The sequence below is a fragment of the uncultured Pseudophaeobacter sp. genome, from assembly GCA_905479575.1.
Classification (GTDB): domain Bacteria; phylum Pseudomonadota; class Alphaproteobacteria; order Rhodobacterales; family Rhodobacteraceae; genus Pseudophaeobacter.
In genome coordinates this window covers 19,822-43,034 of sequence record CAJQNB010000029.1, presented here as the reverse complement: position 1 = coordinate 43,034, position 23,213 = coordinate 19,822, and the positions used below count along the sequence as shown (strand labels likewise).

23 protein-coding genes and 1 pseudogene are annotated in these 23,213 nt (G+C 57.8%); 9 read left to right on the top strand and 15 right to left on the bottom strand.

The features are described from left to right. Positions 1-162: 162 nt before the first annotated feature. The 8 genes from QZ268_RS09365 to fabD form a co-directional block, all read right to left on the bottom strand. Positions 163-1,449: a terminase family protein gene (locus QZ268_RS09365; RefSeq protein ID WP_295451434.1), complete on the bottom strand. Its 1,287-nt coding sequence runs from the start codon at positions 1,447-1,449 to the stop codon at positions 163-165. Then, positions 1,433-1,777 carry a recombinase gene (locus QZ268_RS09360; RefSeq protein ID WP_295451432.1) on the bottom strand — a complete coding sequence of 115 codons (345 nt, stop codon included), beginning with the start codon at positions 1,775-1,777 and terminating at the stop codon, positions 1,433-1,435. The genes QZ268_RS09365 and QZ268_RS09360 overlap by 17 nt, the downstream gene beginning before the upstream one ends. A 302-nt stretch (positions 1,778-2,079) precedes the next feature. After that, positions 2,080-3,234, bottom strand: coding sequence for an endolytic transglycosylase MltG (gene mltG, locus QZ268_RS09355; protein WP_295451430.1), 1,155 nt, complete (start codon positions 3,232-3,234; stop codon positions 2,080-2,082). Further along, positions 3,235-4,500 (bottom strand): beta-ketoacyl-ACP synthase II, encoded by a 1,266-nt coding sequence (gene fabF / locus QZ268_RS09350; RefSeq protein ID WP_295451428.1) that lies wholly within the window; start codon positions 4,498-4,500, stop codon positions 3,235-3,237. It lies immediately after the preceding gene. A 272-nt stretch (positions 4,501-4,772) separates the two neighbouring features. Beyond that, a complete protein-coding gene (locus QZ268_RS09345; protein WP_295451426.1) occupies positions 4,773-5,516 on the bottom strand; it encodes a 1-(5-phosphoribosyl)-5-[(5-phosphoribosylamino)methylideneamino] imidazole-4-carboxamide isomerase in 744 nt (247 codons plus the stop codon). A 157-nt stretch (positions 5,517-5,673) separates the two neighbouring features. Next, positions 5,674-5,907, bottom strand: coding sequence for an acyl carrier protein (locus tag QZ268_RS09340; protein ID WP_009808171.1), 234 nt, complete (start codon positions 5,905-5,907; stop codon positions 5,674-5,676). 410 nt (positions 5,908-6,317) lie between these two features. Further along, positions 6,318-7,055 carry a 3-oxoacyl-[acyl-carrier-protein] reductase gene (gene fabG, locus QZ268_RS09335; protein ID WP_295451423.1) on the bottom strand — a complete coding sequence of 246 codons (738 nt, stop codon included), beginning with the start codon at positions 7,053-7,055 and terminating at the stop codon, positions 6,318-6,320. Positions 7,056-7,134: 79 nt separating this feature from the next. Next, the gene (gene fabD / locus QZ268_RS09330) at positions 7,135-8,070 is read right to left on the bottom strand and encodes an ACP S-malonyltransferase (RefSeq protein WP_295451421.1); all 936 of its coding nucleotides are present in this window, start codon (positions 8,068-8,070) and stop codon (positions 7,135-7,137) included. A 286-nt stretch (positions 8,071-8,356) separates the two neighbouring features. On the opposite strand from fabD, the gene QZ268_RS09325 reads away from it, so the two are divergent. Further along, on the top strand, positions 8,357-9,625 hold the full coding sequence (locus QZ268_RS09325; RefSeq protein ID WP_295451419.1) for a cytochrome b/b6 domain-containing protein: 1,269 nt from the start codon (positions 8,357-8,359) through the stop codon (positions 9,623-9,625). Between the two features lie 254 nt (positions 9,626-9,879). Beyond that, complete coding sequence (locus QZ268_RS09320; RefSeq protein WP_295451417.1) at positions 9,880-10,143, top strand: hypothetical protein; 264 nt, start codon at positions 9,880-9,882, stop codon at positions 10,141-10,143. An 88-nt stretch (positions 10,144-10,231) separates the two neighbouring features. Here QZ268_RS09320 and QZ268_RS09315 read toward each other — a convergent pair whose 3' ends face one another. Next, positions 10,232-10,807 carry a YceI family protein gene (locus QZ268_RS09315; protein WP_295451415.1) on the bottom strand — a complete coding sequence of 192 codons (576 nt, stop codon included), beginning with the start codon at positions 10,805-10,807 and terminating at the stop codon, positions 10,232-10,234. A gap of 211 nt (positions 10,808-11,018) precedes the next feature. Next, positions 11,019-11,570 carry a DUF5708 family protein gene (locus QZ268_RS09310; protein ID WP_295451413.1) on the bottom strand — a complete coding sequence of 184 codons (552 nt, stop codon included), beginning with the start codon at positions 11,568-11,570 and terminating at the stop codon, positions 11,019-11,021. A 361-nt stretch (positions 11,571-11,931) separates the two neighbouring features. Between QZ268_RS09310 and rpsF the strand changes: the two genes are divergently transcribed. The 4 genes from rpsF (at position 11,932) to QZ268_RS09290 (ending at position 13,679) form a co-directional block, all read left to right on the top strand. After that, the gene (gene rpsF / locus QZ268_RS09305; protein ID WP_295451411.1) at positions 11,932-12,285 is read left to right on the top strand and encodes a 30S ribosomal protein S6; all 354 of its coding nucleotides are present in this window, start codon (positions 11,932-11,934) and stop codon (positions 12,283-12,285) included. A 27-nt stretch (positions 12,286-12,312) separates the two neighbouring features. Beyond that, positions 12,313-12,540, top strand: a complete 228-nt coding sequence (gene rpsR, locus QZ268_RS09300) for a 30S ribosomal protein S18 (RefSeq protein WP_005982441.1) — start codon at positions 12,313-12,315, stop codon at positions 12,538-12,540. A gap of 13 nt (positions 12,541-12,553) precedes the next feature. Continuing rightward, on the top strand, positions 12,554-13,174 hold the full coding sequence (gene rplI, locus QZ268_RS09295) for a 50S ribosomal protein L9 (protein WP_295451407.1): 621 nt from the start codon (positions 12,554-12,556) through the stop codon (positions 13,172-13,174). Between the two features lie 136 nt (positions 13,175-13,310). Beyond that, positions 13,311-13,679, top strand: coding sequence for a hypothetical protein (locus QZ268_RS09290; RefSeq protein ID WP_295451405.1), 369 nt, complete (start codon positions 13,311-13,313; stop codon positions 13,677-13,679). Positions 13,680-13,768: 89 nt separating this feature from the next. Here the strand turns inward: QZ268_RS09290 and QZ268_RS09285 are convergent, their stop codons facing one another. Together QZ268_RS09285 and QZ268_RS09280 are read right to left on the bottom strand one after the other, a co-directional pair. Continuing rightward, positions 13,769-13,984, bottom strand: coding sequence for a helix-turn-helix transcriptional regulator (locus tag QZ268_RS09285; protein WP_295451402.1), 216 nt, complete (start codon positions 13,982-13,984; stop codon positions 13,769-13,771). 10 nt (positions 13,985-13,994) lie between these two features. Beyond that, complete coding sequence (locus tag QZ268_RS09280; RefSeq protein ID WP_295451399.1) at positions 13,995-14,504, bottom strand: hypothetical protein; 510 nt, start codon at positions 14,502-14,504, stop codon at positions 13,995-13,997. 198 nt (positions 14,505-14,702) lie between these two features. Here QZ268_RS09280 and QZ268_RS09275 point away from each other — a divergent pair, with 198 nt between their 5' ends. The 3 genes from QZ268_RS09275 to QZ268_RS09265 all read left to right on the top strand — a co-directional run bounded on the left by QZ268_RS09275 (position 14,703) and on the right by QZ268_RS09265 (position 17,783). Beyond that, positions 14,703-15,086, top strand: coding sequence for a glycine zipper domain-containing protein (locus QZ268_RS09275; RefSeq protein ID WP_295451396.1), 384 nt, complete (start codon positions 14,703-14,705; stop codon positions 15,084-15,086). Positions 15,087-15,214: 128 nt separating this feature from the next. Continuing rightward, on the top strand, positions 15,215-15,703 hold the full coding sequence (locus QZ268_RS09270; RefSeq protein WP_295451525.1) for a lytic transglycosylase domain-containing protein: 489 nt from the start codon (positions 15,215-15,217) through the stop codon (positions 15,701-15,703). Positions 15,704-15,824: 121 nt separating this feature from the next. After that, complete coding sequence (locus tag QZ268_RS09265) at positions 15,825-17,783, top strand: bifunctional 2',3'-cyclic-nucleotide 2'-phosphodiesterase/3'-nucleotidase (RefSeq protein WP_295451394.1); 1,959 nt, start codon at positions 15,825-15,827, stop codon at positions 17,781-17,783. A 114-nt stretch (positions 17,784-17,897) separates the two neighbouring features. Here QZ268_RS09265 and QZ268_RS09260 read toward each other — a convergent pair whose 3' ends face one another. The 3 genes and pseudogenes from QZ268_RS09260 to QZ268_RS09250 all read right to left on the bottom strand — a co-directional run bounded on the left by QZ268_RS09260 (position 17,898) and on the right by QZ268_RS09250 (position 23,185). After that, positions 17,898-20,231 carry a CHASE3 domain-containing protein gene (locus QZ268_RS09260; protein WP_295451390.1) on the bottom strand — a complete coding sequence of 778 codons (2,334 nt, stop codon included), beginning with the start codon at positions 20,229-20,231 and terminating at the stop codon, positions 17,898-17,900. Positions 20,232-20,504: 273 nt separating this feature from the next. Next, entirely contained in the window at positions 20,505-21,836 is a 1,332-nt protein-coding gene (gene tig, locus QZ268_RS09255) for a trigger factor (RefSeq protein WP_295451387.1), read from the bottom strand. A 230-nt stretch (positions 21,837-22,066) separates the two neighbouring features. Continuing rightward, positions 22,067-23,185: pseudogene (locus QZ268_RS09250) on the bottom strand (porin). Positions 23,186-23,213 lie beyond the last annotated feature (28 nt).

Genomic DNA, 23,213 nt, shown 5'->3' with positions numbered 1-23,213 from the left:
TCCATCATCCGGGCATCGTGCCCTTTGCTGGAGAAAAGATATGACCTGTTGACCTGAACATTCCCCAAGGCAACCGTTCCGCACAGAGGAAACAAAGGGCCTAACACTTAGTATTAACTACACAAATACAGATGGTGAGGTGTTGCATTCCCCGTTTGAGCGTCAGACCATTCGGGCGCGTGGCAGGCGCTTTTGGCTGGCGGGATCCAAAATCAGCTGATGAATGGCCCAGACCAGCGCATCGACCCGGTCAGGTGAGCCCTGCCCCTGAAACCCTTGCGCAGCCATTTGGCACATCTGCTCTTCCAGTTCGGCCAGCCCTGGCAGATGGTGCACCCGACGTTGTTCATAGAGTGCGGCGACGGGCTCGGCGCGCACCACCTTGCCGCGGCTGGCATGAACCGCCTGAAAGCCGATCAGCGGATCAATTTGCCGCAGCAGGTTTTCAACCAGCGCGCCGCCCTGGTTGACCTCCGCCACCACCCGATCAGCGCCGAACTCCTGATGGGCGGCAATCACCGCTTTGGCCCAGGTCAGCGGCCCCACCCCCTGCACCGTTCGATCCGCCAGAACATAGGCCTGCCAGTTTTGCACCGGTCCCTGCAGGCAGGCGCCGGCGACAATGATCCCGCAGGCATCCGACGCCTTGCCCGAGCTCACAGCCGGATCCACCGCCACCACGATGCGATCCAGCACCGGCGCCGCAGCCACCTGTAGCTCAGCCAGCTGAGCCGCCCGCCAGATGGCGCCCTCGACATCACTCAGCAGCACGCCGTCCAGTTCCTGCCGTCCCAGACGCGAGCCTGCATAGCGGGCGCGCACTTCAGTCAGGAAAGAGCCGGCAAGATTGGCGCGGTTGGCCTCTGTTGCGGCGTGGCTTTGCACCGTAGAGGGCGTTTGCAGCAGTTGACGCAGCACCGCCACGTTGCGCGGTGTTGTGGTGACACAAACCCGTGGGTCCTCTCCCAGTCGCAAGGAAAACTGCAACATGTCCCAGGCCTCGCGCGCGCGGCGCCATTTGGCCAGTTCATCCGCCCAGGCAGTATCAAACTGCGGCCCCCGCAGCGCTTCGGGGTCGTGGGCAGAAAACGCCTGGGCCATGGCGCCATTGGCCCAGATCAGCTTACGTTCCCCTGATTTCCACTGGGGCCTGCGATCCGGCGGCGTGCAGGCCAGGATGCCACTGTCCCCCTGGATCATCACATCCCGGACCTGATCGTAGGTTTCGCCAATCAGCGCCAAGCGGCGGGCGCGACCGGGCGCCAGGGGCGTGGGGCCTTCGACCTGGTTGCGGATCCATTCCGCCCCGGCGCGGGTCTTGCCTGCGCCGCGCCCCCCCAAGATAACCCAGCTCCGCCAGTCTCCCGTGGGCGCCAGCTGGTGCGGATGGGCCCAGACTTCAAACAGATAGGGCAAGCAGCGGGTGGCATTGTCACTCATCTCCTGCATCAGGGTTTCCCGAACCATGGGCGCGGCGCAGGCGATCCAGGCGGCAGCTGATTTCAGCCCGGGCTGCGGCAAGATCAAGCCCCTGTTGATCACAGGTCTCTTGGGGGTTTTGCTCGACAAGGGTCTTCTCCACTTTCTGGCAATCTCTGATAAGCCCCTCAAGTTTTGCGATCCGGGGAAGCGCGGCGTCCAAGGCCTCCTCCTCCGAAGAGGCAAGCCGCTCCTGGAGGTCTTCGGCCTCCTGACGCAGGCGCAGGATCGAACGCTGAAGCGACTGAAACAGATCCTGCGTGGTTTGAGTTTTTGGGGGTTGCTCTGTCTGTGACATCTGGGCCTGGGCCTTTCATCCAAAGGGCCCCCGACACGACTAAAGACTGAGAGGATCAAACGCTGGCGCCAAACACCTGGCGCGACGGGCAAGAAAGTGATCTTCGATCTTTTACCAGCTGCGCGACAAATTAGGCGAAGCCCTGGGCAAAAGTCAAATGTGCCTGGGTTGCCAAGCGTCCGAGAATAAAAGGAAACATTAACAAACCGACGCGGATCACTGCCCCTGAGCAAAGCAAACCCGCCCCCATCAGATGATGAGGGCGGGGTCAAAGATCATTCAGACCTTGGCGCGGTGGTCAATCAGTTGTTGTTACGCTGCGCTTCGATCTCGCGCCATTTCACAACGTTGCGATTGTGCTGTTGCAGCGTCTCAGCAAAGGCATGGCCACCAGAACCATCGGCCACAAAGAACAGGAAATCGGTCTCGGTCGGGTTCACCGCCGCCAACAGGCTCGCGCGGCCAGGGTTGGCGATAGGTGTTGGGGGCAACCCTTCAATGACGTAAGTATTCCAAGGCGTTACCTTGCGCAGTTCGCTTTGACGCAAGCCCCGGCCCAGCACGCCTTCGCCCTTGGTGACGCCATAGATCACGGTGGGATCCGTTTGCAGGCGCATGCCCCGGTTCAAACGATTGGTAAAGACGCTGGCCACCTGGCCGCGCTCTTCTGCGATGCCGGTTTCTTTTTCGATGATCGAGGCAAGGATCAGCATTTCCTCAGGGGTTTCAACCGCCGCATCCTCGCTGCGGTTTTCCCAGGCGGCCGCGATCAGCAGCTCCTGGCGGTCCTGCATCTGTGCCAGGATCTCGTCGCGGGGCTGCCCTTTGACAATTTCATAGCTGTCAGGTGCCAACATGCCTTCTGCGGGACGCTCGCCTGGGTCACCACTAAGAATGTCGATGTTTTGCAGGGCATTCACCACCTGCCAACTGGTCACACCCTCGGCCAAGGCAACCCGGAAACGAGTATCTGTGGCGGATTTCAACTCGGTAAAGATTGCCGGCACATCGTCCGCGCCGAGCTCAAAATCAGCCCGTTCGACAAATTTCCCGGAGGCCGGGTCCAGTTCACGCACCTCGGCCCGCAGGCGGGTCACGCCTACACGGTACACCACCTCCGTGCCGCAAGTGCTGGCGCCGCCAATGGTGATCTGATCGAGAATACGCTCCATCGAGGTCCCCGGACGGACAAGAAAGCTACCAGCTTTGAGTTGGTTCGACTTCTCGGTGTATTTGGCGCTGACCCGGAACAACACGCCAGAGCTTACCGCCCCCTGCTGTTCCAGCTCGGCGCTGACCCGGGTCATGTTTGACCCAGGGCGCACCTGCAGACAGATCGCTGTCTCCAGCGGCCCTTGCGCGGTGTATTGCGACTTACCCCAGAGGATGACACCGCCCAAAAGGAACAGCAGCACCACCAGGACGGTCAGCATATTCGAAGCCAGGCTGCGCCACATTTATTTAGGCTTCCCAAAGACAACCGAGGCATTGGTTCCGCCAAAGCCAAAGGAATTGGACAGGGCCACGTCAATCTTGCGTGCGCGCTTGGCATTTGGTGCCAAATCAATAGGGGTTTCAACCGCCTGATTGTCCAGGTTGATGGTGGGCGGTGCAACCTGATCGCGAATCGCCAGGATCGAGAAGATCGCCTCAATTGCGCCAGCCGCGCCCAAAAGGTGGCCGGTGGAGGATTTGGTCGAGGACATGGTGACATTGCCCGCGTGATCCCCCAGCATCCGCTCAACCGCGCCCAGCTCAATCGTGTCGGCCATGGTCGAGGTGCCGTGAGCGTTGATGTAATCAACGTCTTTGGGCTCAAGCCCGGCATTTTTCAACGCCGCGCGCATGGAGCGCTCGCCGCCCTCGCCGGTTTCGGAGGGGGCAGTGATATGGTAGGCATCGCCCGACAGGCCATAGCCCAGGACCTCGGCATAGATTTTGGCGCCTCGGGCCACGGCATGGTCGTAGTCTTCCAGCACCACAACACCGGCACCTTCGCCCATGACAAACCCGTCACGATCGGCGTCATAGGGGCGCGACGCCGATTTGGGGTCATCTGCCCGTTTGGTCGACAAGGCCTTACAGGCGTTAAAGCCAGCAATGCCAATTTCGCAAATGGCGGCTTCGGCGCCGCCTGCAATCATCACATCGGCATCGCCAGATTTGATCAGCCGGGCCGCATCGCCAATGGCATGGGCCCCGGTTGAGCAGGCCGTCACAACCGAATGGTTGGGACCTTTGAAGCCAAAGCGAATTGAGACCTGGCCAGAAATCAGGTTGATCAGCGCGCCTGGAATAAAGAAAGGAGAGACCCGGCGCGGACCCTTTTCCTTGATCATCACCGCAGTATCCGCGATCGAGCTCAACCCGCCGATGCCAGAGCCGATCATCACGCCAGTGCGTTCCAGGCTTTCGGTGTCTTCCGGTGTCCAATCCGCATCGCGCACCGCCATCTCAGCAGCAGCGATACCATAGAGGATAAAGTCATCGATCTTTTTCTGATCTTTCTTGATCACCCAGTCATCCGGATTAAAGGTGCCGTTTGTGCCGTCACCGCGAGAGACTTCGCAGGCATAGGTGGTGGCGACACCACTGGCCTCTGCGTCAAACAGAGTGATCGGTCCGGCGCCAGATTGGCCGTCCAACAGGCTCGACCAGGTCTCTTCAACTCCGGTTGCCAATGGTGTCACCAATCCCAACCCAGTTACAACGACTCGACGCATTCCTTGATCTCCTCTGCCTCGGCAATTCGCAACCAGATAGCTTGGATTGCCCTAGGGGTGCAAGTGCGCCAATAGCACCCTCAGGCAGGGGAAACCAAAAAGTGGTGAAAGCTCGCCACTCAGCCCGCCCCAAATCGCAGGGTTTCCGGCTGCCACCACAATCGGGGCCGACTGCCCTTGAGCCAAATGTATCCGGCTCAGGACAGCCCTCTGTGCTGGTCGCCCCTTGTTCGACCCCCCGGGGAGGGGACGACAGGGGCCTCCATTTTAGGTCAAATGAATTCAGCGACTTGCTCGCCCTGAGGCTGCGCCATCGCAAGGGCGTCCTCCAAGCTCAGGGATTTGCGGAACAGGGCCCGCCCGACCAGGGCACCGGCAATATTGGGGATGTAGTTCAGACGGGAAATATCGTCCGCACTGCGCACAACGCCACTTGCGATCACTGGAGAGTGAGCCACAGACGCCAAGCCTGAGATCAATCCCAATTGCGCCTCGATATCAGACATATCGCTGTCGATATCGGTGACAATGATTCCAGCAAAGGGGGCGGTGCCAAAGGCAGCAATATAGGTTTCCGGCTCAAAAGCGCCGGCTTTCAGCCAGCCTTCGGTCATAACCTGCCCCTGCCAGATATCGACTGCCAGAACAATTTGATCGGGATGTTGTTTGGCCAACTCGCACACCAAAGTAGGATCCAGCGCCGCCAGCGTTCCAACCACAACACGACCAGCGCCTTGGTCGATCCAGGCTTCGACGCTGTCCCGGCTGCGCATGCCGCCGCCCAATTGCACCGGAATACCCGCGGTGCGGATAATTTCCTTAACCAGGTCGCTGTTTTGATCGTCGCCTTTGACAGCGTTGAAATCAGTCAGATGCATCCACTCCGCCCCGGAGGCGGCGAATTCCCTGGCTTTTTCAATAGGATCCACGTGCCAGATTTGGGGCTCGTCCAGGCGCCCCTTTTCCAAGGTCACACAGTGCCCGTCCAGCAGCTCCATTGTTGGATAAATTTGCATCCTCAATCCCCTCCTCGTTGCTCAGCCTTTGCATGATAACACATATCATAGCGGTGTAGGGGCAACCTTCCTCAGAACGGTAAGGGCTGCGAGACGCAAAACGGCGCTTCCCAGGTGGAAAACGCCGTTTCGATAATCACATTACTGTGAGCGGGACTTAGGAAGCTTCGGTGATGAACTTCACAGCGTCGCCAAATGTCTGGATGGTTTCGGCCGCATCATCAGGGATCTCGATGCCAAACTCTTCTTCAAATGCCATGACCAGCTCAACGGTGTCGAGGCTGTCAGCACCCAAATCGTCGATGAAGGACGCGTTTTCGGTCACTTTTTCTTCTTCAACACCCAGGTGCTCTACAACGATCTTTTTTACGCGGTCTGCGACGTCGCTCATGTCATTTCCTCGTTCTTCAGGGCAGTCTGCCCGGTTTTTGCCCTTACCCGCTTGGGGTGGCATGGTTTTGCCCAATGCGGGCGGTTCTGCTCTCACAAACGAGAGCTGCCTGATCGCTTTCCCTTGCGAGGAAAACGTCAGGACGAATATGGGCCGCCTATAGCACAGACCAGCGCAGAGGCAAATGGTTTCGCTGCATCTGCGGTTCCAGTCTATGCACGGTTTTGGCCGCCCAAGTCGAGCAGATGGCGCCGCCCTGCCCCAAGGACAAGGGGCGGCACCGAAGATTTCTAAAACCCTGTTGAAATCAATACGATATTTACAAAGTTCTAGTGTGTTTTGTGCTTCGATTACCTCGATTCTGCAATGTTTTTTGCAGCAAGCCGAGGAATTATCAAAGCCAAACCCGCCTACAGCATCGCCATGCCGCCGTTCACATGCAGGGTGGTTCCGGTGACATAGGCAGCCTCGGGGCTGGCCAGATACAGCACCGCTGCGGCGATTTCTTTCGAATCTCCCATCCGCGCGGCAGGAATCTGTGTCAGGATGGCGTCTTTCTGCGCATCCGTCAGTTTTTCGGTCATCGCAGTGGCAATAAACCCAGGTGCTACCGCATTCACCGTGATGCCGCGATTGGCGACCTCATAAGCGATGGATTTCGACATGCCGATCATCCCGGCCTTGGAGGCAGCATAATTGCCTTGCCCAGGGTTACCGGTGGCGCCCACAATCGAAGAGATGTTGATGATCCGGCCCCAGCGGGCTTTCATCATACCGCGCATCACCCCACGACACAGGCGCATGGTCGAGGTCAGGTTCACGTCCAACACGCTTTGCCACTCCTCATCTTTCATCCGCATAAACAGATTGTCTTTGGTGATCCCGGCGTTATTCACCAAAATATCAACGCTGCCCATGGCGGCGGCAGCCTGTTTGGGCAGTGCCTCCACCGCCTCTGGATCGCTCAGGTTGCAGGTCAGCACATGGGCGCGCTCGCCAAGCTCAGCTGCCAGTTCCTGCAGCGGGGCCTCGCGGGTGCCAGACAGCGCAACGGTCGCACCCGCTGCATGCAGGCTACGGGCGATGTCGCCACCAATACCACCCGATGCCCCGGTGATCAGGGCCGTCTTACCAGTCAAATCAAACATAACTCTTCCTTTATTTCCGTGTGCAGGACCATCAGAGCCGCGCTCGGCCCCGGTTGCACCGCATTTACGCGCGTGGGGATCAGGCCTCTGTGACGGCTGCAACCGCCTCAGGCGTGCCAAACTGGCGGCAGGTCAGGCTGCGGTCGATCTTGCGGATCATGCCGGACAGGGCCTTGCCAGAGCCAATTTCCCAAAATTCTGTCACGCCTTTGGCGGCCATGGCCTGAACGCTTTCACGCCAGCGCACCGAACCGGTGACCTGTTCCACCAACAGCTGGCGGATTTCAGCCGGGTCGCTCACTTCATCTGCGCGCACATTGGCGATCAGCGGCACGGCGGGGGCTTTGATTTCAACCGCTGCCAGGGCCTCTGCCATCACATCCGCGGCGGGCTGCATCAGCGCACAGTGAAACGGCGCCGAGACCGGCAGCATCACTGCGCGTTTGGCACCACGGGTCTTGGCAATTTCTGCGGCCCGTTCCACGGCGGCCTTGTGACCGGAGACAACCACCTGAGTGGGGTCATTGTCATTGGCCGCCTGGACCACTTCGCCCTCGGCTGCAGCCTCGGCAGCCACCTCTTTTACGGTGGCAAAATCCAGCCCCAGAAGGGCAGCCATGGCACCAATGCCTACCGGAACGGCGCTTTGCATGGCTTCGCCCCGGGTCCGTAGCAGGCGCGCGGTATCTGCGATGGAAATCGCTCCGGCTGCGGCCAGCGCCGAATATTCCCCCAGCGAATGCCCGGCGACAAAACCCGCATGATCAATTGCAATACCTTCGGCCTGCAGCGCCCGCATGGCCGCCAAAGAGGTCGCCATCAGGGCTGGTTGGGCGTTCTGGGTCAGGGTCAGGGTCTCGATGTCGCCCTCCCAGATCAACTTGCTGAGATTTTCACCAAGCGCCGCATCGACCTCATCAAAGACAGCCTTTGCGGCCGGATAAGTCTCTGCCAATGCCTGGCCCATTCCAATGGCCTGGGCGCCCTGCCCCGGAAATACAAATGCGATCGTCATTAAGGGTCACTTCCTTCGCTATCGTTTTCCCCGGTTTAGACGCAGCCGACCCAACGCACAAGAGAACTGACCCCAGTTCCCAGTTCCGCCGCGATCCCACCCCACCGAAACTGGCCCCTTGGTGGCGGCCAGATTGGCACTCGGCGCCGCAGGATCCTGCGCCAGCGGTCCCTATGCACAGACTCTGTTGCACAAACTCTGTTCGCAGGTGGACAGAGCCCCCCATTGCATGGATCTGATGCAAGACTAAAGTAACAGCAACGCACCTGTTCAAGGAACCAACCCAGTGCCAGCCCAAAACACCACCTCCAGCTATGGCAGCGTCACCAAGAGCTTCCATTGGCTCACAGCGCTCCTGCTGATTTCCGCCTTTCTGATGGGCCTGATTGCCAACGATCTGGCCCATGACATTCAAAGCCCCAGCTTTGATGGCTCTGCCGAGACCCTGTCGCGTGCCGTGCTGCTGTTCTCCATCCACAAGACCATCGGCGTTGCTGCCTTCTTTACCGGGCTGGCCCGCATAGTCTGGGCGCTGTCCCAGCCCAAACCGGGGCTGTTGCACCCTGAAAACAAACCCGAAGCCCTGGCCGCAGAGGTCGTGCACTGGGTTCTTTACGGCGCCATGGTGGCGACCCCTCTGACCGGCTGGATCCACCATGCCGCCAGCACCGGGTTTGCCCCTATCTGGTGGCCCTTTGGCCAGGAGCTGCCTTTTGTGGCCAAGTCTGATGCCAGCGCAGCTCTGTTTGGCGCGCTGCATTGGATTTCAACCAAGACGCTGATGGTCACCTTTGGCCTGCATGTAGCGGGCGCGCTGAAGCATGTGGTGATCGACCGCGACGCAACCCTGCGCCGCATGTTGCCCAACTCCGGCGACCTGCCAACACCACCGGCGCAGAAGCACAGTCTAGTTCCTGCAGCTATCGCAGCAGTGATCTGGGCGGCGGTCCTGACCGGTGGCGTCATGCTGGCGCAGAGCACACCGCATGATCACGATGGCCACAGCCACGCCGAGGCAAGCCCTGCGGCTCAGGCCGGGGCGCAAAGTGAAAACCAGGCCAGCAACGGCACAGGCAACTGGACCGTGCAGGACGGAAAACTCGCCCTGACCATTCAACAAATGGGCAGCAGCGTCAGCGGCTCCTTTGCCAACTGGCAGGCAGATATCACCTTTGACAATCCGGATGCCCCAGGCCCCGCAGGCCAGGTCGCGGTTGAAATCGACATTACCTCACTCACCCTGGGCACCGTCACAGATCAGGCCATGGGCGCGGACTATTTTGACAGCGCCACATACCCAAAGGCCCGGTTTGAGGCTCAGCTGGAAAAGCTGGAGACCGGATACCAAGCGGTTGGAGAGCTGACGATCCGTGACAAGACACAACCCCTAACCCTGCCCTTCACCCTGCAAATCGATGGCGACACGGCTCAGATGCAGGGCCAGACTGTGGTGAACCGGCTTGATTTTGACATCGGAGCGGGCACCCAGGACGAGGGCACTCTGGGCTTTGAGGTTGTTCTGGATATTTCCCTCACAGCCCAACAGACCAACTAACGCCGCGCCCCACTCTTAAACCACCACTCACACCACGCAGCAAACCTCTCCGGGGAAACCTGGGGAGGTTTTCCGTTTTACGGATCGTGGCCTGGCCCATCGGTACTGTTTTATGGATTGGGGGCTTGGCACGCCTCGACCGCCTGCCATGTCGGCGCCATCCTGACGGGATGTTGGCCTGCATCTCCTATGATATTAACCACACGAGCAAATGGACTGGCCCGCTCTGACTTGTTTACTCAGTCGCAAACGCCATGTGGTTCGCGCAGCAAAGCACCCTCGCGCAAGGAAGCGCCGTCTTTTATCTGAAGAACGACGAGCGCCCCGAAGACAGCCTGTTGCGGGTGCTGTGGGATATCGAAGATCACCACCCAAAGGTTGCGGACATCCAGATACAGGGCCTCGCACTCTCAACCGCCGAATTCAACGCACTCTCTCCTGGTCTGCAGGATCAGGGGTTTGACATCACAGAACGACCCGCTGGCTTTATCGTCAATCGACGCCACAGCAGCCTTTGAGTGCCACCAGGGTTTCTCACATAAAAAACGCCGCCTCCCTCGGGGAAGCGGCGCCTTCATGTCATTGCTTTCAGCAGGGAAACAGCTGTTACTCAGCTTTCATCGCTTCAACAGAGATCTGCACAGAGACTTCATCGCCTACATATGGCGCAAATTTGCCGAGGCCATAGTCAGACCGCACCAGCGTGGTGGTGGCATCAAAACCAGCCCAGGGCTTACCTGCCATTGGGTGATCGCCAACCTGGTTCAGGGTTGCGTCCAGAACCACGGATTTGGTGACGCCATTCAGGGTCAGATCGCCGGTGATGTGAGCTGTGGTGTCGCCTGTCACTTCAATCTTGCTGGAGGTGAAGGTGATCTGCTCGTCGCCCTCGGCGCCAAAGAAATCGGCGGACATGAAGTGATCAAACCGCGCCTGCCAGCCGGTCAACATGGAGTTCAGCGGCATGGAAACGGAAACACTGGAGTTTGCAGGGTCTTCCTGATCAAACATGATCTCGCCTTCAAAGCCCGAGAACATCCCAACGCCGGTCGAGAACCCGAGGTGGTTGTAGCTGAACACGATCTGGCTGTGGCTGGAGTCCAGGACATATTTCTCGGGGGCAGCAAAGGCTGCGGTTGTGCTCAGGCCGACAAGTGCTGCAGCAGCAAGGATCTTTTTCATTAGTTTTCGCTCCGTTGGTGAAGAGTAGTGTTTCAGTGTGGTCAAAACTTGTGAGCTTAACCTGTGGTCTGGGCAGCCAAATTGAAACCGGCATTTTCCAACATCATCTGTTGAGAAAAGAACAAAGGCCCTGCGCGGTGACGCAGAGCCCCATATTTATCAAGGTTTCCCGGAGGAAGATATCATATCTGCTCACGCAGGCGTGAACAAATCAATTGAACAATTGCACCGCGCCGCTCAGCTGGTCGCGCAATTGACTGCGCGCCGCCGTGCTGCCAAGGGGAATCTCGATCAGTAGGCTGCCGTCATTTTCAAACAATTGCACTGCTCCGTCATTCAACCGGGCACCGCCAATGGTATCGTAGCTGCGGCGCAGAACCGTTTTGGGCTGCCCATGGGCGTCGCAGCGCAGCACCCGCAACTCACGGCGCACCGGATCAAAACAGGCCTCTGGCGGCTGGTTCTGGTTACGGGTGGTCATCAACACCAGGCCGAGCACACAAAACAATACCGAAACACCAACCTTCAGCAGGCTCAGTTCAGGATCGGCAACATTGCTTGGAAACAGCCACAGCCCGCTGGCACTGACCAGTGTGGCAAGTCCCAGACCACGCAGCATAAAGATACGCACTCCCCAATTTGCCTCAAAGCTCAAAACCAGTGGCATCGCCGTCGCCAGGTTTCCAGCGGTGCGCGCGTTGCCCATAAATCTGGAACGGTACTGGTGCCCATAGGGGAGCGGGGCCTGGCTGGAAATGCTCATTATATGCCTCAATCTGCTGAACCGTCACCAACTCGGTGCGGATTAACGTTTTATTAACCAAGCTTGACGCGAGGAATGGGGCGACAATGGGGCGAGAGATGGGAATTGTTGATTTCCCTTATCTTTTGGTCGACGTATTCGGTAAAACAGCATCTCACCCAGCCCTGCAATTGCCGCAGCAGCTGATGTTGCCCGCCTGAGATGTCTTTGTGACCTATTTCACCTTGCTCTTTGCGTCAAAGCAGCTATATGAGGCCATCCTTCCGCGACACATTCGATCCGCGCAGACTCTCGTGACAGGGCAGCGGAAGGCTCAACCGCCCGGTCTATGAAATGCGCCTTGAAACAAACTGGAGTTCGCATGCCCCTCTATGAGCATGTTATGATTGCGCGTCAGGATCTGTCCAACTCGCAAGCTGAAGGTCTCGTCGAACATTTTGGTGCCGTATTGGCTGACAACGAAGGTAAGCTCGTTGACAGTGAATACTGGGGCGTCAAAACGATGGCCTACAAGATCAACAAAAACCGCAAGGGCCACTATGCCTTCCTGCGCACCGATGCACCTGCAGCGGCTGTTCAGGAAATGGAACGCCTGATGCGCCTGCATGATGACGTGATGCGCGTTCTGACCATCAAGGTCGACGAGCACGCCGAAGGACCTTCGGTCCAGATGCAGAAACGTGACGAACGCGACACCCGTCGCGAGCGCCGCTGATCTAGCTTGAGAAAAGGACGCTAAACCATGGCAGCCAAACCATTTTTCCGCCGTCGTAAAGTCTGCCCCTTCTCGGGCGACAACGCGCCAAAGATCGATTACAAAGACACCCGTCTTCTGCAGCGCTACATCTCTGAGCGTGGCAAGATCGTACCTTCGCGTATCACCGCCGTTTCGGCAAAGAAGCAGCGTGAACTGGCCCGTGCTATCAAGCGCGCCCGCTTCCTCGCCCTGCTGCCCTATGCTGTTAAGTAAGGAGACCTGAGCAATGCAAGTTATCCTTCTTGAACGTGTGGCCAAGCTGGGCCAGATGGGCGACGTTGTAGACGTCAAACCCGGGTTTGCCCGCAACTTCCTGCTGCCCCAGGCGAAAGCCAAGGTCGCATCGGAAGCCAACCTGGCCGCCTTTGAAGAACAGAAAGCGCAGCTGGAAGCACGCAATCTGGAAACCAAAGCAGAAGCCGCCGCTCTGGCTGAAAAGCTGGACGGTCAGCAGTTCGTCGTGATTCGCTCCGCTTCGGATGCCGGTTCGCTTTACGGTTCTGTCACCACTCGCGACGCCGCCGATGCCGCCAGCGAAGCCGGGTTCTCGGTCGACAAAAAGCAGGTTGTTCTGATCGATCCGATCAAAGACCTCGGCCTGCACACCGTTTTGGTCAAACTGCACCCAGAAGTCGAAGCTCAGATCAAACTGAACGTAGCCCGTTCGGCCGAAGAAGCTGAGCTGCAGGCCTCTGGTAAATCGATCCAGGAGCTCGCTGCCGAAGAGGAAGCTGCTGCTGAATTCGAAATCTCTGAACTGTTTGACGATATCGGTTCTGCCGCATCTGACGACGATGACGAGGGCGATGCCCCCGCAGCGGCCGCTGACGAAGAGTCTGCAACCTGATCAACTCTTTGATCAGACATCAATTAGAAAAGGCCATGCCCCTGCGGTATGGCCTTTTTTCTTTTGGGCTGGCTCAATCCACTGCTGCGCCCTACGCTGGGGCGGTGTCACCTTTGGATTTTGGGGAGCAAAGCAGATGAATAGCCGAATTTTGACGGGTCTTTGTGGTGGTTTACTTGTCCTGGCAGTCTCCGCCTGCGACACCGTTCCGCTGGAGGCACCGCTGCAGGTCAGTGGCGCTCTGCCAAGTGGGTATGCCAATGATGAGGCCCAGTGCCGCGCCGAGGCCCGCCGTGTTGGCCAGGGCCATATCGGCAAGACCGCAGCCATCGTCGGAACAGGTGGCGCTCTGGGCGGTGCGCTTGAAGGCCACGACAAGGCACTGGCAGGGGCCGTCGTCGGGGCGGCCGTTGGAGCTGCGATTGGCGATGCCGAGGTCAAGCAGGCGCAGCGCAACTACCTGGTCCAATGTATGCAGCAGCGCGGTCACCCCGTAACGGGCTAGGGGATCAGAGCAGTTGATCGGCGCCTGCCGCAGAAGCACGCCATTCCCAGCCCCTCGCCCAGAGTGGCCGCTCTTCGAAGGCAGGTGGCCTAACTGTCCTCTTCCGGCAGATATTCCAGAATGTCGCCGGGCTGGCACTCCAGAAACTGGCAGATCGCATCCAGCGTTGCAAAGCGCACGCCCTTGACCTTGCCGGATTTGAGCAGGGACAGATTGGCCTCGGTGATGCCAACCGCGGCGGCCAGTTCCCGGGATTTCACTTTGCGACGGACCAGCATCATATCAAGGTTCACACGGATCGGCATGCCTATCCCCTTATAGGAACTGGTTATTTTCGTCTTCAATCTCTGCGGCGCGTGTCAAGGTCTCTGACAAGGCAACCATCACCGCGGCAAGAACCAGAAACACTGTTTCGATCTCAAACGGGGACCATTCAATGTCCATAAGATCAGGTGCGACACGTCCCATCGACAGGGTCAGCGGCACCAGGTTCATAAAGGCATAGAGCCCCACCCACATCAGGGTCAGACCAACACCGCAAAGACGCAGCCGGTGCGCCAAGGCGCGAAACAGATGCGTACGCCCCAGTTTCAGCAACAGATGTGATTGCCAAAAGGTCATCAGCAGTCCGCCAACCACAACGACAGCAAAAAACAATCCAAGAGCGATGCCAATCGACGACGGGGCAAAATCCTGCGGCGGGAAATCTGCCAGCTCCCAGATCTCGTCATAGTTTCCGATCATCACCAGGCTACAGATCAGCACCATATAGGCCACCATCAGAGCGCTGGTCACCCCCATCAGTATTCGTGCGACCAAGGCCATCGGCTTTCCCTTCCTATCTCCGTCCTGTCTTGCGGTCATCGCAGCCGACACCGTCGATGGCAAGAGTTTTTTGTTTAACTAGTACTTTTTATTGTTTTACAGAAATTTATTGTTGCAGATTAAAAATTCCCTCCTATGTTCCAGGCCGATCGCAACAGCAGGCAACCTGCTGCTGAATTTCAAACAAGGACTCTGGTAATGACCGACAAATTTGTAACCCCAAAACTGATCCTGACCGCCGCCGTCACGGCGCTGGGCCTAGGCGTGAGCGCCTGCGGCCTGTCGCCGGCCGCGCAACCGCTGCGCACCAGTGGCCCGATCTCAGCCAGCTACAACAGTGATCTGGTGGATTGCCGCCAAATCGCGATGCGATACGACAATGAGCTGACATCAGAAGGGGCCATGATCGGCGCTTTGATTGGTGCCGCAACCGGCGCCGGGGAATCCCACGAGGATGCCATTGCCGGAGCCGCCATTGGCGGGCTGATCGGCGCCGCAGAAGGCACAATGGACAAGGAAGAAAAGCAACGCGAGATGATCATTCGCTGCATGCAGAACCGGGACCATCCCGTAATCGGCTAACCCCGCCCCGCGTCTGAATGAGTAAGTTCCCGCCGATCCAGGCGGGGCTTTCTTTCCTTTCCCAAAGGAATGCCTAGGATGCCCCGATGCCCCGACACTATAATTCAACTGGTGGATTTCTCTGCATGATGACATTCAGAAACAGCGGCAAGACTATGGTTCTTTTGCTGAGCTTGGCCGTGCCGCTGGCATCCACAGCCTGCAGCCCGGTCAAACCAGGTGGGGCACAAACCCAAATCACCCCGCCGCTTTACCCCAATGAAACACCGCAACTGCGGCAAAGCATCAACCATTGGGCAGACCACTATGAGGTTCCGCGCGCCCTGGTACATCGCCTGGCAATCCGCGAAAGCACCCATCGCCCCAAGGCCATCAACCGCCCCTACTATGGCCTGTTGCAGATCCTGCCGGCCACCGCACGTTCCATGGGGTTTTCCGGCGCGCCGAAGGACTTGCTGGATGCGGATACAAACCTTGAGTATTCGGTGAAATACCTGCGCGGCGCCTGGCTCTTGTCGGATGGCAGTTTTGATACTGCGGTCAAACACTATTCGCGCGGCTACTACTACGAGGCGAAACGGCGCGGCATGTTGAAAGAGACCGGATTGGTGAAATAACCCGCCTCCCAGTTCAACAAGCTGTGGTCGGTGCTGTGGCTCAAATTCGCCGGGACTCCTGTCATTTTGCTGTTATCGTTACCGGATAGCTACGCTGCAAACTGACACTGGGAGTTTCTTCATGCCGATCTCACTTGACCGCCGGTCTTTTCTCGCTGGCAGCGCCGGCTTCATCGCGCTGCACCCGTTTTCTCTGCAGGCCGCCTCGAACCAGGTGCATCTGCGATTGATGGAAACCACCGACCTGCATGTGCATGTCTTTCCGTATGATTATTACGCCGACAAACCCCGCGATACGGTAGGTCTGGCCCGCACCGCCTCGATCGTCAATGACATCCGGGCAGAGGCCACCAATGCGCTGTTGCTGGACAATGGCGATTTCTTGCAGGGCAACCCGATGGGGGACTACATCGCCTATGAACGCGGAATGCGCGAAGGCGATCTGCATCCAGTGATTGCCGCGATGAATACCGTGGGCTTTGACGCCTCGACACTAGGCAATCACGAGTTCAACTATGGCCTTGATTTCCTAATGAAATCCCTTGCCGGAGCGCAGTTCCCGGTGGTCTGCGCCAATATTGCCAAAGAAACCGGGGCTGGCCCGCGTGACGATAAAACCCTACTGCCCCCCTATGTGCTGATGGACCGCGAACTGACCGATGGCGCGGGCGCTAAACATGCGATCAAAATTGGCCTCATTGGCTTTGTGCCGCCGCAGGTGATGAACTGGGATCGCCGCCATCTGGAAGGCAATGTCCAGGCCCGTGATATCCTGCAGGCCGCCCGTGCCTATGTGCCGGAAATGAAGGAGAAAGGCGCCGATATCATCATTGCGCTGTCCCACTCTGGCATTGGCGCGGGGCAGGAACGTGACGGCATGGAGAATGCCTCATTGGTGCTGGCTGGTGTGGACGGCATTGACGCCATCATGACCGGCCATAGCCATCTGGTGTTTCCCTCCTCCAAATATGACGGGCTGGATGGTATCGACGTGGCCAAAGGCACCCTGCAGGGCAAACCCGCCACCATGGGCGGCTATTGGGGCAGCCACCTGGGGCTGATTGATTTGATGCTGGAACGCGACGCAGGTGGCTGGCGCGTCGTCGGCCATGCCGCTGAGGCCCGCCCTATTTCCAAACGGAATGAGGATCGCTCGATCACCGCGCTGGCGGAAAGCGACGCACAGGTGCTGGCCTCTGTCGCCCAGCAGCACGAGGAAACCCTGGCCTATGTGCGCCGCGCGGTGGGGAAAACCGATGCGCCGCTGCATAGCTATTTTGCCCTGGTTGCTGATGACCCTTCGGTGCAGATCGTGTCGATTGCACAAAGCTGGTACATCGCCCAGATGCTAAGGGGCACCAAATACGAAGGCCTGCCAATTCTATCAGCCGCAGCCCCGTTCAAGGCCGGTGGCCGTGGCGGGCCTGAGTATTTCACCGATGTGCCAAAAGGCGATGTGGCGATCAAGAATGTCTCGGACCTATATCTTTACCCCAACACCGCCCGCGCGGTTCTGGTGACCGGCGCCCAGGTCAAGGACTGGCTGGAGCGTTCGGCCGGCATGTTCAATCAGGTAGAGCCGGGCAAGGCAGACCAGATCCTGCTCAACCCTGACTTCCCAAGCTACAATTTTGATGTGATGGACGGGGTGCGCTACCAGATCGACCTGAGCCAGCCGTCAAAATTCAGCAGCAAGGGCGTTCTGCAGAACCCGGAAGCCAATCGTATCGTCAACCTGACCTTCAACGGCGCGCCAATCGATCCAGCGGCCAAGTTCATCATTGCCACCAACAACTACCGTGCCGGCGGCGGCGGCGATTTCCCCGGCGCTATGGGGGACACCATCGTCTTTGAAGGGCCTGACACCAACCGCGATGTGATTGTGCGCTACATTGTGGAGAAGGGCACCATTAGCCCCCGCGCCGATGCCAACTGGAGCTTTGCGCCCCTGCCCGGCACCAGTGTTCTGTTCGATACCGGCCCCAAAGCAAGCGACTATGCCAAGGATGTTCAGGGTGTCACGCTGTCAGCCGCAGGCGACGGTCCCGATGGTTTTGCCCGCTTCCGCATTGACCTCTAGTAGGGTCGACCGTCCGGGCGGCTGACCCCGCCAGTAAACAAAATAGAAAAGGGCCCGCAGATCTGGCGGGCCCTTATTATTTATCAGGTGCAATCCTGGATATCAGCAACCGCCCTACGCCCGGATGCCATCCGTCCCGGTTGCAGCCATCATCGGCGCGACCTCGGCGACACTGTCCCAGCTCTCTGTCGGCTCAACATCCCGCAGCGCAGTTGCCACTGCACCCGCAGGGCTGGCGTCCGCACCCAAGGAGCGGGGTTGATGCGAGATCTGAAAATTCCCCATCAAATCAGCGAGTTTTCCCGCATCGGTTTTGAGCAGAATACTGGCCGCTGTGGCCTCTTCCACCATCGCGGCATTTTGCTGCGTCACCTGATCAAGCTGAATCATGCCAGTATTGATCTCGTTAAGCCCTGTGGACTGTTCGACGGCACCTTCGGCAATATCGGAAAGCTGTGTCGAGATCCGGCTCACCTGTTCAACGATGGTTTGCAGCGCGTCGCCCGCCTGCCCCACCAGATCCACGCCCTCACCGACCTGTTTGCCGCTGTCTTCTATAAGCGTTTTGATTTCCATCGCTGCAGCCGAAGACCGCTGAGCCAAGGCACGTACTTCGCTCGCCACCACGGCAAACCCACGCCCCGCCTCACCAGCACGTGCGGCTTCCACCCCGGCATTCAGCGCCAGCAGATTGGTCTGAAAGGCGATGTCATCAATCACAGAAATAATCTGCGCAATGCTTTGAGAGGAGCTTTCGATTTTGGTCATCGCCGCGACCGCTTTTTGAACCACAACATCGCTGCTTTCAGCCTCGACGCGGGCCGCCTCCATGGTCTGTTCGACCGCTTTTGCCCCTTCGGCGGCGGATTTCACCGACTGTGTCAGCTCATCCAAGGCAGCCGCGGTTTCTTCCAGGGTTGCCGCCTGACTCTCGGTGCGATGGGACAGGTCCGTCGAGGCCTGGCTGATCTCAACGGCGCCATTACCGATACTGCTGGAGGTGGCCATAACGTCTCCAACGATGCTCTTTAGGGTAATGACAGTCTGATTGAAATCACCGCGCAGCTTTTCATATCCCTCTGGGAACTGCTCCTCAATCTGTACCATAAGATTGCCATCCGACAGCTGCGACAACACCCGGCTCAGGTGCTCTACCATCTGGTTCAGCTCTGCATCACGGCCTTCGGCCTTTTTCTTCTCCAGAGCCTGCATTTCGACCAGCGCATCGCGGAAAACATCCAGCGCCCGGGCCATCTGGCCAATCTCGTCACCGCGATCCTGCCCCTGGATCTCGACCGTGTTGTTCCCATCGGCCAGACCTTTCATCGACACCGTAATGCGATTGACCGCGCGGGCCAGGCTGCCGCCCACGATCAAGGCAAAGGCACCGCCCAGCAGAATGGCCACAAAAATCGCTGCAGGAATCATGGTTTGGGTCAGCGCTGAAATTTCAGCATTTTCAGCCTGTCGCGCCCGCATCGTGGTAAGTACCTCTGCTTCGAAAGAAGCCATGATTTCGGAAAACTCTGCAAAATAGGCAGCACCGCGCCCCTCGGCTACAAAATCAGCCATATCATCCATGGTCTTGGCATCGCCAATTTCACGGCGCAGCGCCAGCAGGGGCTCAACCGCCTGTTGACGCCAATCCGCTATGATCTTTGCCAATTTGGTGATGCGGATCTCCTGCATCAGGCTCTCACTGGATTTCTCAGTCAGGCTGGCGACCAAGCGATCAAAAGTCTCGATGCCGATGTTATACGGCTCCAGAGAAGCCTTTTCTCCGGTCAACAGATAGCCGCGCATGCTGGATTCCATATCCACAGCAACCGCCAAGAGATCCTTGGCCTCACTGATGATTGAATGGGCCTGTTCAACGGCAATCAGCGAACTGTTCATGAAATCTGGGCTGGCAATGCCAGTTTTAACCATGGTCATAAAAACCTGACGGCGATCAGCCAGACGAACCTCTTCCTCTTCGATGAATTGTTCGATTTCAGAGCGAAACGCCTCGAAGAACACTGTCCCCTTGGCCGTCTTAACCTCTGAGGCCATGTCATTCATGGTCATGGCATCGCCAATGTCACGTCGCAGGTTGATGGCCTGTTCAGCAACATCGGACTGCCAGGCGCGCAGTGTGTTTTCAGCCTCGCTTAAACGCTCTGCCATCGCGGGATCGTCACGGACGGATACAGACAGTTCCTCAAGGGCGGCAAAGGTCTCGGCCGAACCTTTTTCATAGGGTTCCAGATAGCGTTCTTGACCCGCCAACTCATAACCGCGCAGGCCTGCCTCCATCTCAAACGCCGCTGCGTTGAGGGTCGCAACCTGGTCCATAATTTGCTGCGAATGATCGACCTTATGAGAGGTCTCTTCCATGCGTTGCAGATCATAAACCGCCAATGCGCCTACTGCAGCAATGAGAGCCAAAGGAAACAATGCCACAGACATGACCTTTGTTTTGGTCTTCGCATTGGCAGGAGAAAATCTCCGCAATCTCTTCGCAGAACTAGCAACCATCGTTTCATCCCGTGTGAATCAATATGGGATTCACGATCGGATAAAAGAATTACGATAGTCTTATTTACCGCAAGGGTTGTGAAGATATTTTTCTATTACGAAATTAGCATGAGCCCAAAATCCGAAACATCAAACAGTTCCATTATTTTAAAACAAAAAAGGGCCGCCCAAAAGGCGACCCCGTAATACTCAAAAGGATTGAGTTTATTCTTCTTCCAGCGCCTCGACAGCTTTTTGAAGTTCCTCTTTGGAGACTTCTTTTTCAGCAACGGTGGCCTGATCAAACAGGTGGTCGATGACTTTGTCTTCAAACAAAGGCGCGCGCAGCTGCTGCTGCATCTGAGCGTTCTGCTGGATGAATTCAAAGAACTGACGTTCCTGACCAGGGTACTGACGGGCCTGTGCCATGATGGCCTGGGTCATTTCCGCATCGGTCACTTCGACCTCGGCTTTTTGGCCCAGCTCTGCCAGCAGCAGGCCGAGACGAACGCGACGCTCAGCCAGGGTGGTGTGCTCTTCGGTGGTTTCGATTTCGCCGTGATCGTGGCCCTCGACCTCTGGGTGATCCTCGTGCCACAGCTGATGCGAGATCTGCTTGGCTTCGGCTTCGACCAGCGACGGAGGCAGATCAAAGGTGACCAGCTCGTCCAGTTTGTCCAGGGTGGCGCGTTTCATCACAGCACGGGCTGCACCGGCATATTCAGATTCGAGACGCTCGCGGATCTGACCCTTCAGAGCCTCCAGATCTTCGGCGCCGAATTTCTTGGCCATCTCGTCGTTGATCTCGGCCGCTTTAGGCGCCTTGACCTCTTTGATGGTGCAAGAGAACACGGCTTCTTTGCCCGCCAGGTGCTCGGCCTGATACTCTTCGGGGAAGGTCACGGAGACGTCTTTTTCGTCGCCAGCCTTGACGCCAACCAGCTGCTCTTCAAAGCCAGGGATGAAGGAATTGGAGCCCAGAACCAGTGGGTAATCGTCAGCCGCACCGCCTTCAAAGGCTTCGCCGTCAACCTTGCCCAGGAAGTCGATGACAACCTGGTCGCCGTCCTCAGAAGCCGCTGCTTCATCGCGGGCTTCGAATTCCTGGGCGTTTTCAGCCAGGTTTTCCAGCGCTTCGGTGACAGCTTCGTCTTCGGCTTTCACAACCAGCTTTTCAAGGGTCACACCAGACAGGTCGACCTCAGGAATTTCTGGCAGCGCTTCATAGGACATATCAACGGCAACGTCGTCGCCTTCTTTCCAATCTTCATTGGTCATCTTGACGTCGGGCTGCATCGCGGGACGGTCACCGGTTTTTTCGAAGTGCTCGTTCATGGCACCATCGATGGTTTCCTGCATGGCTTCGCCGATCATGCGCTGGCCAAACTGCTTTTTCAGCAGCGCCATAGGCACCTTGCCTTTGCGGAAACCTTTCATTTCGATTTCCGGCTGGGCTTCGACCAGCTTTTCATTGACCTTGGCGTCCAGCTCGGCCGCCGTAACCGTGATGGCGTAGCCGCGTTTCAGACCTTCGTTCAGCGTCTCGGTGACCTGCATGTTATACCCCATAGAGATTCGGAGCGCGTGCGCAGGCACCGCCCCCAGACAATTTGTGGCCTTCTATTGTTACTGGCGGCGCGGTGCAAGAGCCATTGCCGGTTTCCCCCTCTCAAAGGCGCAATTCGTTAGGAATTTTTTTATCTTCCCACAAAAAAACACGCCCCCAGCAAGGGGACGTGCGTGTTGTTTTGAAAACCGAGCTGAAGACCCGAGGGGAAAATCTGTCTTCAGAACTTCCAGCGAGCGCCGGCCAGGATCACATTTGCATCCTGATAGGCGGTGGCTGAAGTATCCGCGTAGGAGTAATCGCGGTAGGCAATGTAGGTTTCCACGTTGAAACGGTCGATTTTTTGAACCGCAGCAATCCCCCAGGATTCAGAAGAATCGCCTGCTGTTACCTGATCGGAGCCATCATAGTAATCCACCGAGAAGGAGGTTTTGCCTGCTGCGATCAGATCAGCGGAATAGCCCAGCTTGGCATAGGTGTAGGTGCCAGCGATATCGCGTTCACCCGCAGCCAACGCCAGGGAGATACCTGTGTCTTTGTGCAAAAGCGCAACAGAGCCAGAGATGTCACGGCTGTCCTGCTTGCCGGTTTCCTCGGTCCAGGCCGCAGCAAGCCCTGCGTCCAGAGCAAAGGCGCCCAGCTCATCATTGCTGTAGCGAACCGCAACGTCGTAGGTTTCGCGGTCGTTGTTGGTTTTCAAAATATCGGTCCCGTAGGAAGCCGAGAAGGTGAAACCGCCATAGTTGGTGCTGTCATAGCGCACACGACCCAGACGCGGACCGTCGTATGTCGCAGTAACATCGCCCACGGACACGCCGGTCAGGTTACCGGCACCATCGCGGAACAGGTAACCACCGCCGATGTCAGCGATCGACGCGTTGGCGCCAAGACCGGTTCCAGAGTAGTCTGCGCCGGTGATGCCGTCAGAGGCCATCGAACCCTGACCAGCCGAGAAGGTACCGTATTTTGCGGTTTCAAACTGCAGATCAACGTGACGCAGGTTGGTGCGGCTCCAGCTGGTAACATCCCCTTTGGAGGTCTGGTCAGTGCCATCGGAGGCGCGGAAACCAAAGGCCGTTTCGAAACGGAACTTCAGGGTGTTCTCGCCAAAGGCTTGTTCAACCCAGAAACCGATCCGCGAGTTCGACGAGGAGTTGTCAGACAGGCGGTTGTACTCTTCGACGCCATCGTCGAAAGACTGGAAGGATGGGTTAAACTGACCATACTAGCGGAAGCTGCCGCCGTTGTCATTGGTGTAGGTGGGGCCCGCAAATGCCGGGGCTGCGAGCAAAGCTGCGGCGACAGCCGCGCTGCTGCGCAATACGAATTTGGTGCTCATGGATCTAGAGTCTCCTGGTTGAACGTAT

What these genes read in the sequence shown, in the direction of transcription:
- QZ268_RS09365 (WP_295451434.1), bottom strand. Translation starts at nt 1,449, where the DNA reads ATGCAGGAGATGAGTGACAATGCCACCCGCTGCTTGCCCTATCTGTTT.
- QZ268_RS09360 (WP_295451432.1), bottom strand. Translation starts at nt 1,777, where the DNA reads ATGTCACAGACAGAGCAACCCCCAAAAACTCAAACCACGCAGGATCTG.
- mltG (WP_295451430.1), bottom strand. Translation starts at nt 3,234, where the DNA reads ATGTGGCGCAGCCTGGCTTCGAATATGCTGACCGTCCTGGTGGTGCTG.
- fabF (WP_295451428.1), bottom strand. Translation starts at nt 4,500, where the DNA reads ATGCGTCGAGTCGTTGTAACTGGGTTGGGATTGGTGACACCATTGGCA.
- QZ268_RS09345 (WP_295451426.1), bottom strand. Translation starts at nt 5,516, where the DNA reads ATGCAAATTTATCCAACAATGGAGCTGCTGGACGGGCACTGTGTGACC.
- QZ268_RS09340 (WP_009808171.1), bottom strand. Translation starts at nt 5,907, where the DNA reads ATGAGCGACGTCGCAGACCGCGTAAAAAAGATCGTTGTAGAGCACCTG.
- fabG (WP_295451423.1), bottom strand. Translation starts at nt 7,055, where the DNA reads ATGTTTGATTTGACTGGTAAGACGGCCCTGATCACCGGGGCATCGGGT.
- fabD (WP_295451421.1), bottom strand. Translation starts at nt 8,070, where the DNA reads ATGACGATCGCATTTGTATTTCCGGGGCAGGGCGCCCAGGCCATTGGA.
- QZ268_RS09320 (WP_295451417.1), top strand. Translation starts at nt 9,880, where the DNA reads ATGTGGTTCGCGCAGCAAAGCACCCTCGCGCAAGGAAGCGCCGTCTTT.
- QZ268_RS09315 (WP_295451415.1), bottom strand. Translation starts at nt 10,807, where the DNA reads ATGAAAAAGATCCTTGCTGCTGCAGCACTTGTCGGCCTGAGCACAACC.
- QZ268_RS09310 (WP_295451413.1), bottom strand. Translation starts at nt 11,570, where the DNA reads ATGAGCATTTCCAGCCAGGCCCCGCTCCCCTATGGGCACCAGTACCGT.
- rpsF (WP_295451411.1), top strand. Translation starts at nt 11,932, where the DNA reads ATGCCCCTCTATGAGCATGTTATGATTGCGCGTCAGGATCTGTCCAAC.
- rpsR (WP_005982441.1), top strand. Translation starts at nt 12,313, where the DNA reads ATGGCAGCCAAACCATTTTTCCGCCGTCGTAAAGTCTGCCCCTTCTCG.
- rplI (WP_295451407.1), top strand. Translation starts at nt 12,554, where the DNA reads ATGCAAGTTATCCTTCTTGAACGTGTGGCCAAGCTGGGCCAGATGGGC.
- QZ268_RS09290 (WP_295451405.1), top strand. Translation starts at nt 13,311, where the DNA reads ATGAATAGCCGAATTTTGACGGGTCTTTGTGGTGGTTTACTTGTCCTG.
- QZ268_RS09285 (WP_295451402.1), bottom strand. Translation starts at nt 13,984, where the DNA reads ATGCCGATCCGTGTGAACCTTGATATGATGCTGGTCCGTCGCAAAGTG.
- QZ268_RS09280 (WP_295451399.1), bottom strand. Translation starts at nt 14,504, where the DNA reads ATGGCCTTGGTCGCACGAATACTGATGGGGGTGACCAGCGCTCTGATG.
- QZ268_RS09275 (WP_295451396.1), top strand. Translation starts at nt 14,703, where the DNA reads ATGACCGACAAATTTGTAACCCCAAAACTGATCCTGACCGCCGCCGTC.
- QZ268_RS09270 (WP_295451525.1), top strand. Translation starts at nt 15,215, where the DNA reads ATGACATTCAGAAACAGCGGCAAGACTATGGTTCTTTTGCTGAGCTTG.
- QZ268_RS09265 (WP_295451394.1), top strand. Translation starts at nt 15,825, where the DNA reads ATGCCGATCTCACTTGACCGCCGGTCTTTTCTCGCTGGCAGCGCCGGC.
- QZ268_RS09260 (WP_295451390.1), bottom strand. Translation starts at nt 20,231, where the DNA reads ATGTCTGTGGCATTGTTTCCTTTGGCTCTCATTGCTGCAGTAGGCGCA.
- tig (WP_295451387.1), bottom strand. Translation starts at nt 21,836, where the DNA reads ATGCAGGTCACCGAGACGCTGAACGAAGGTCTGAAACGCGGCTACGCC.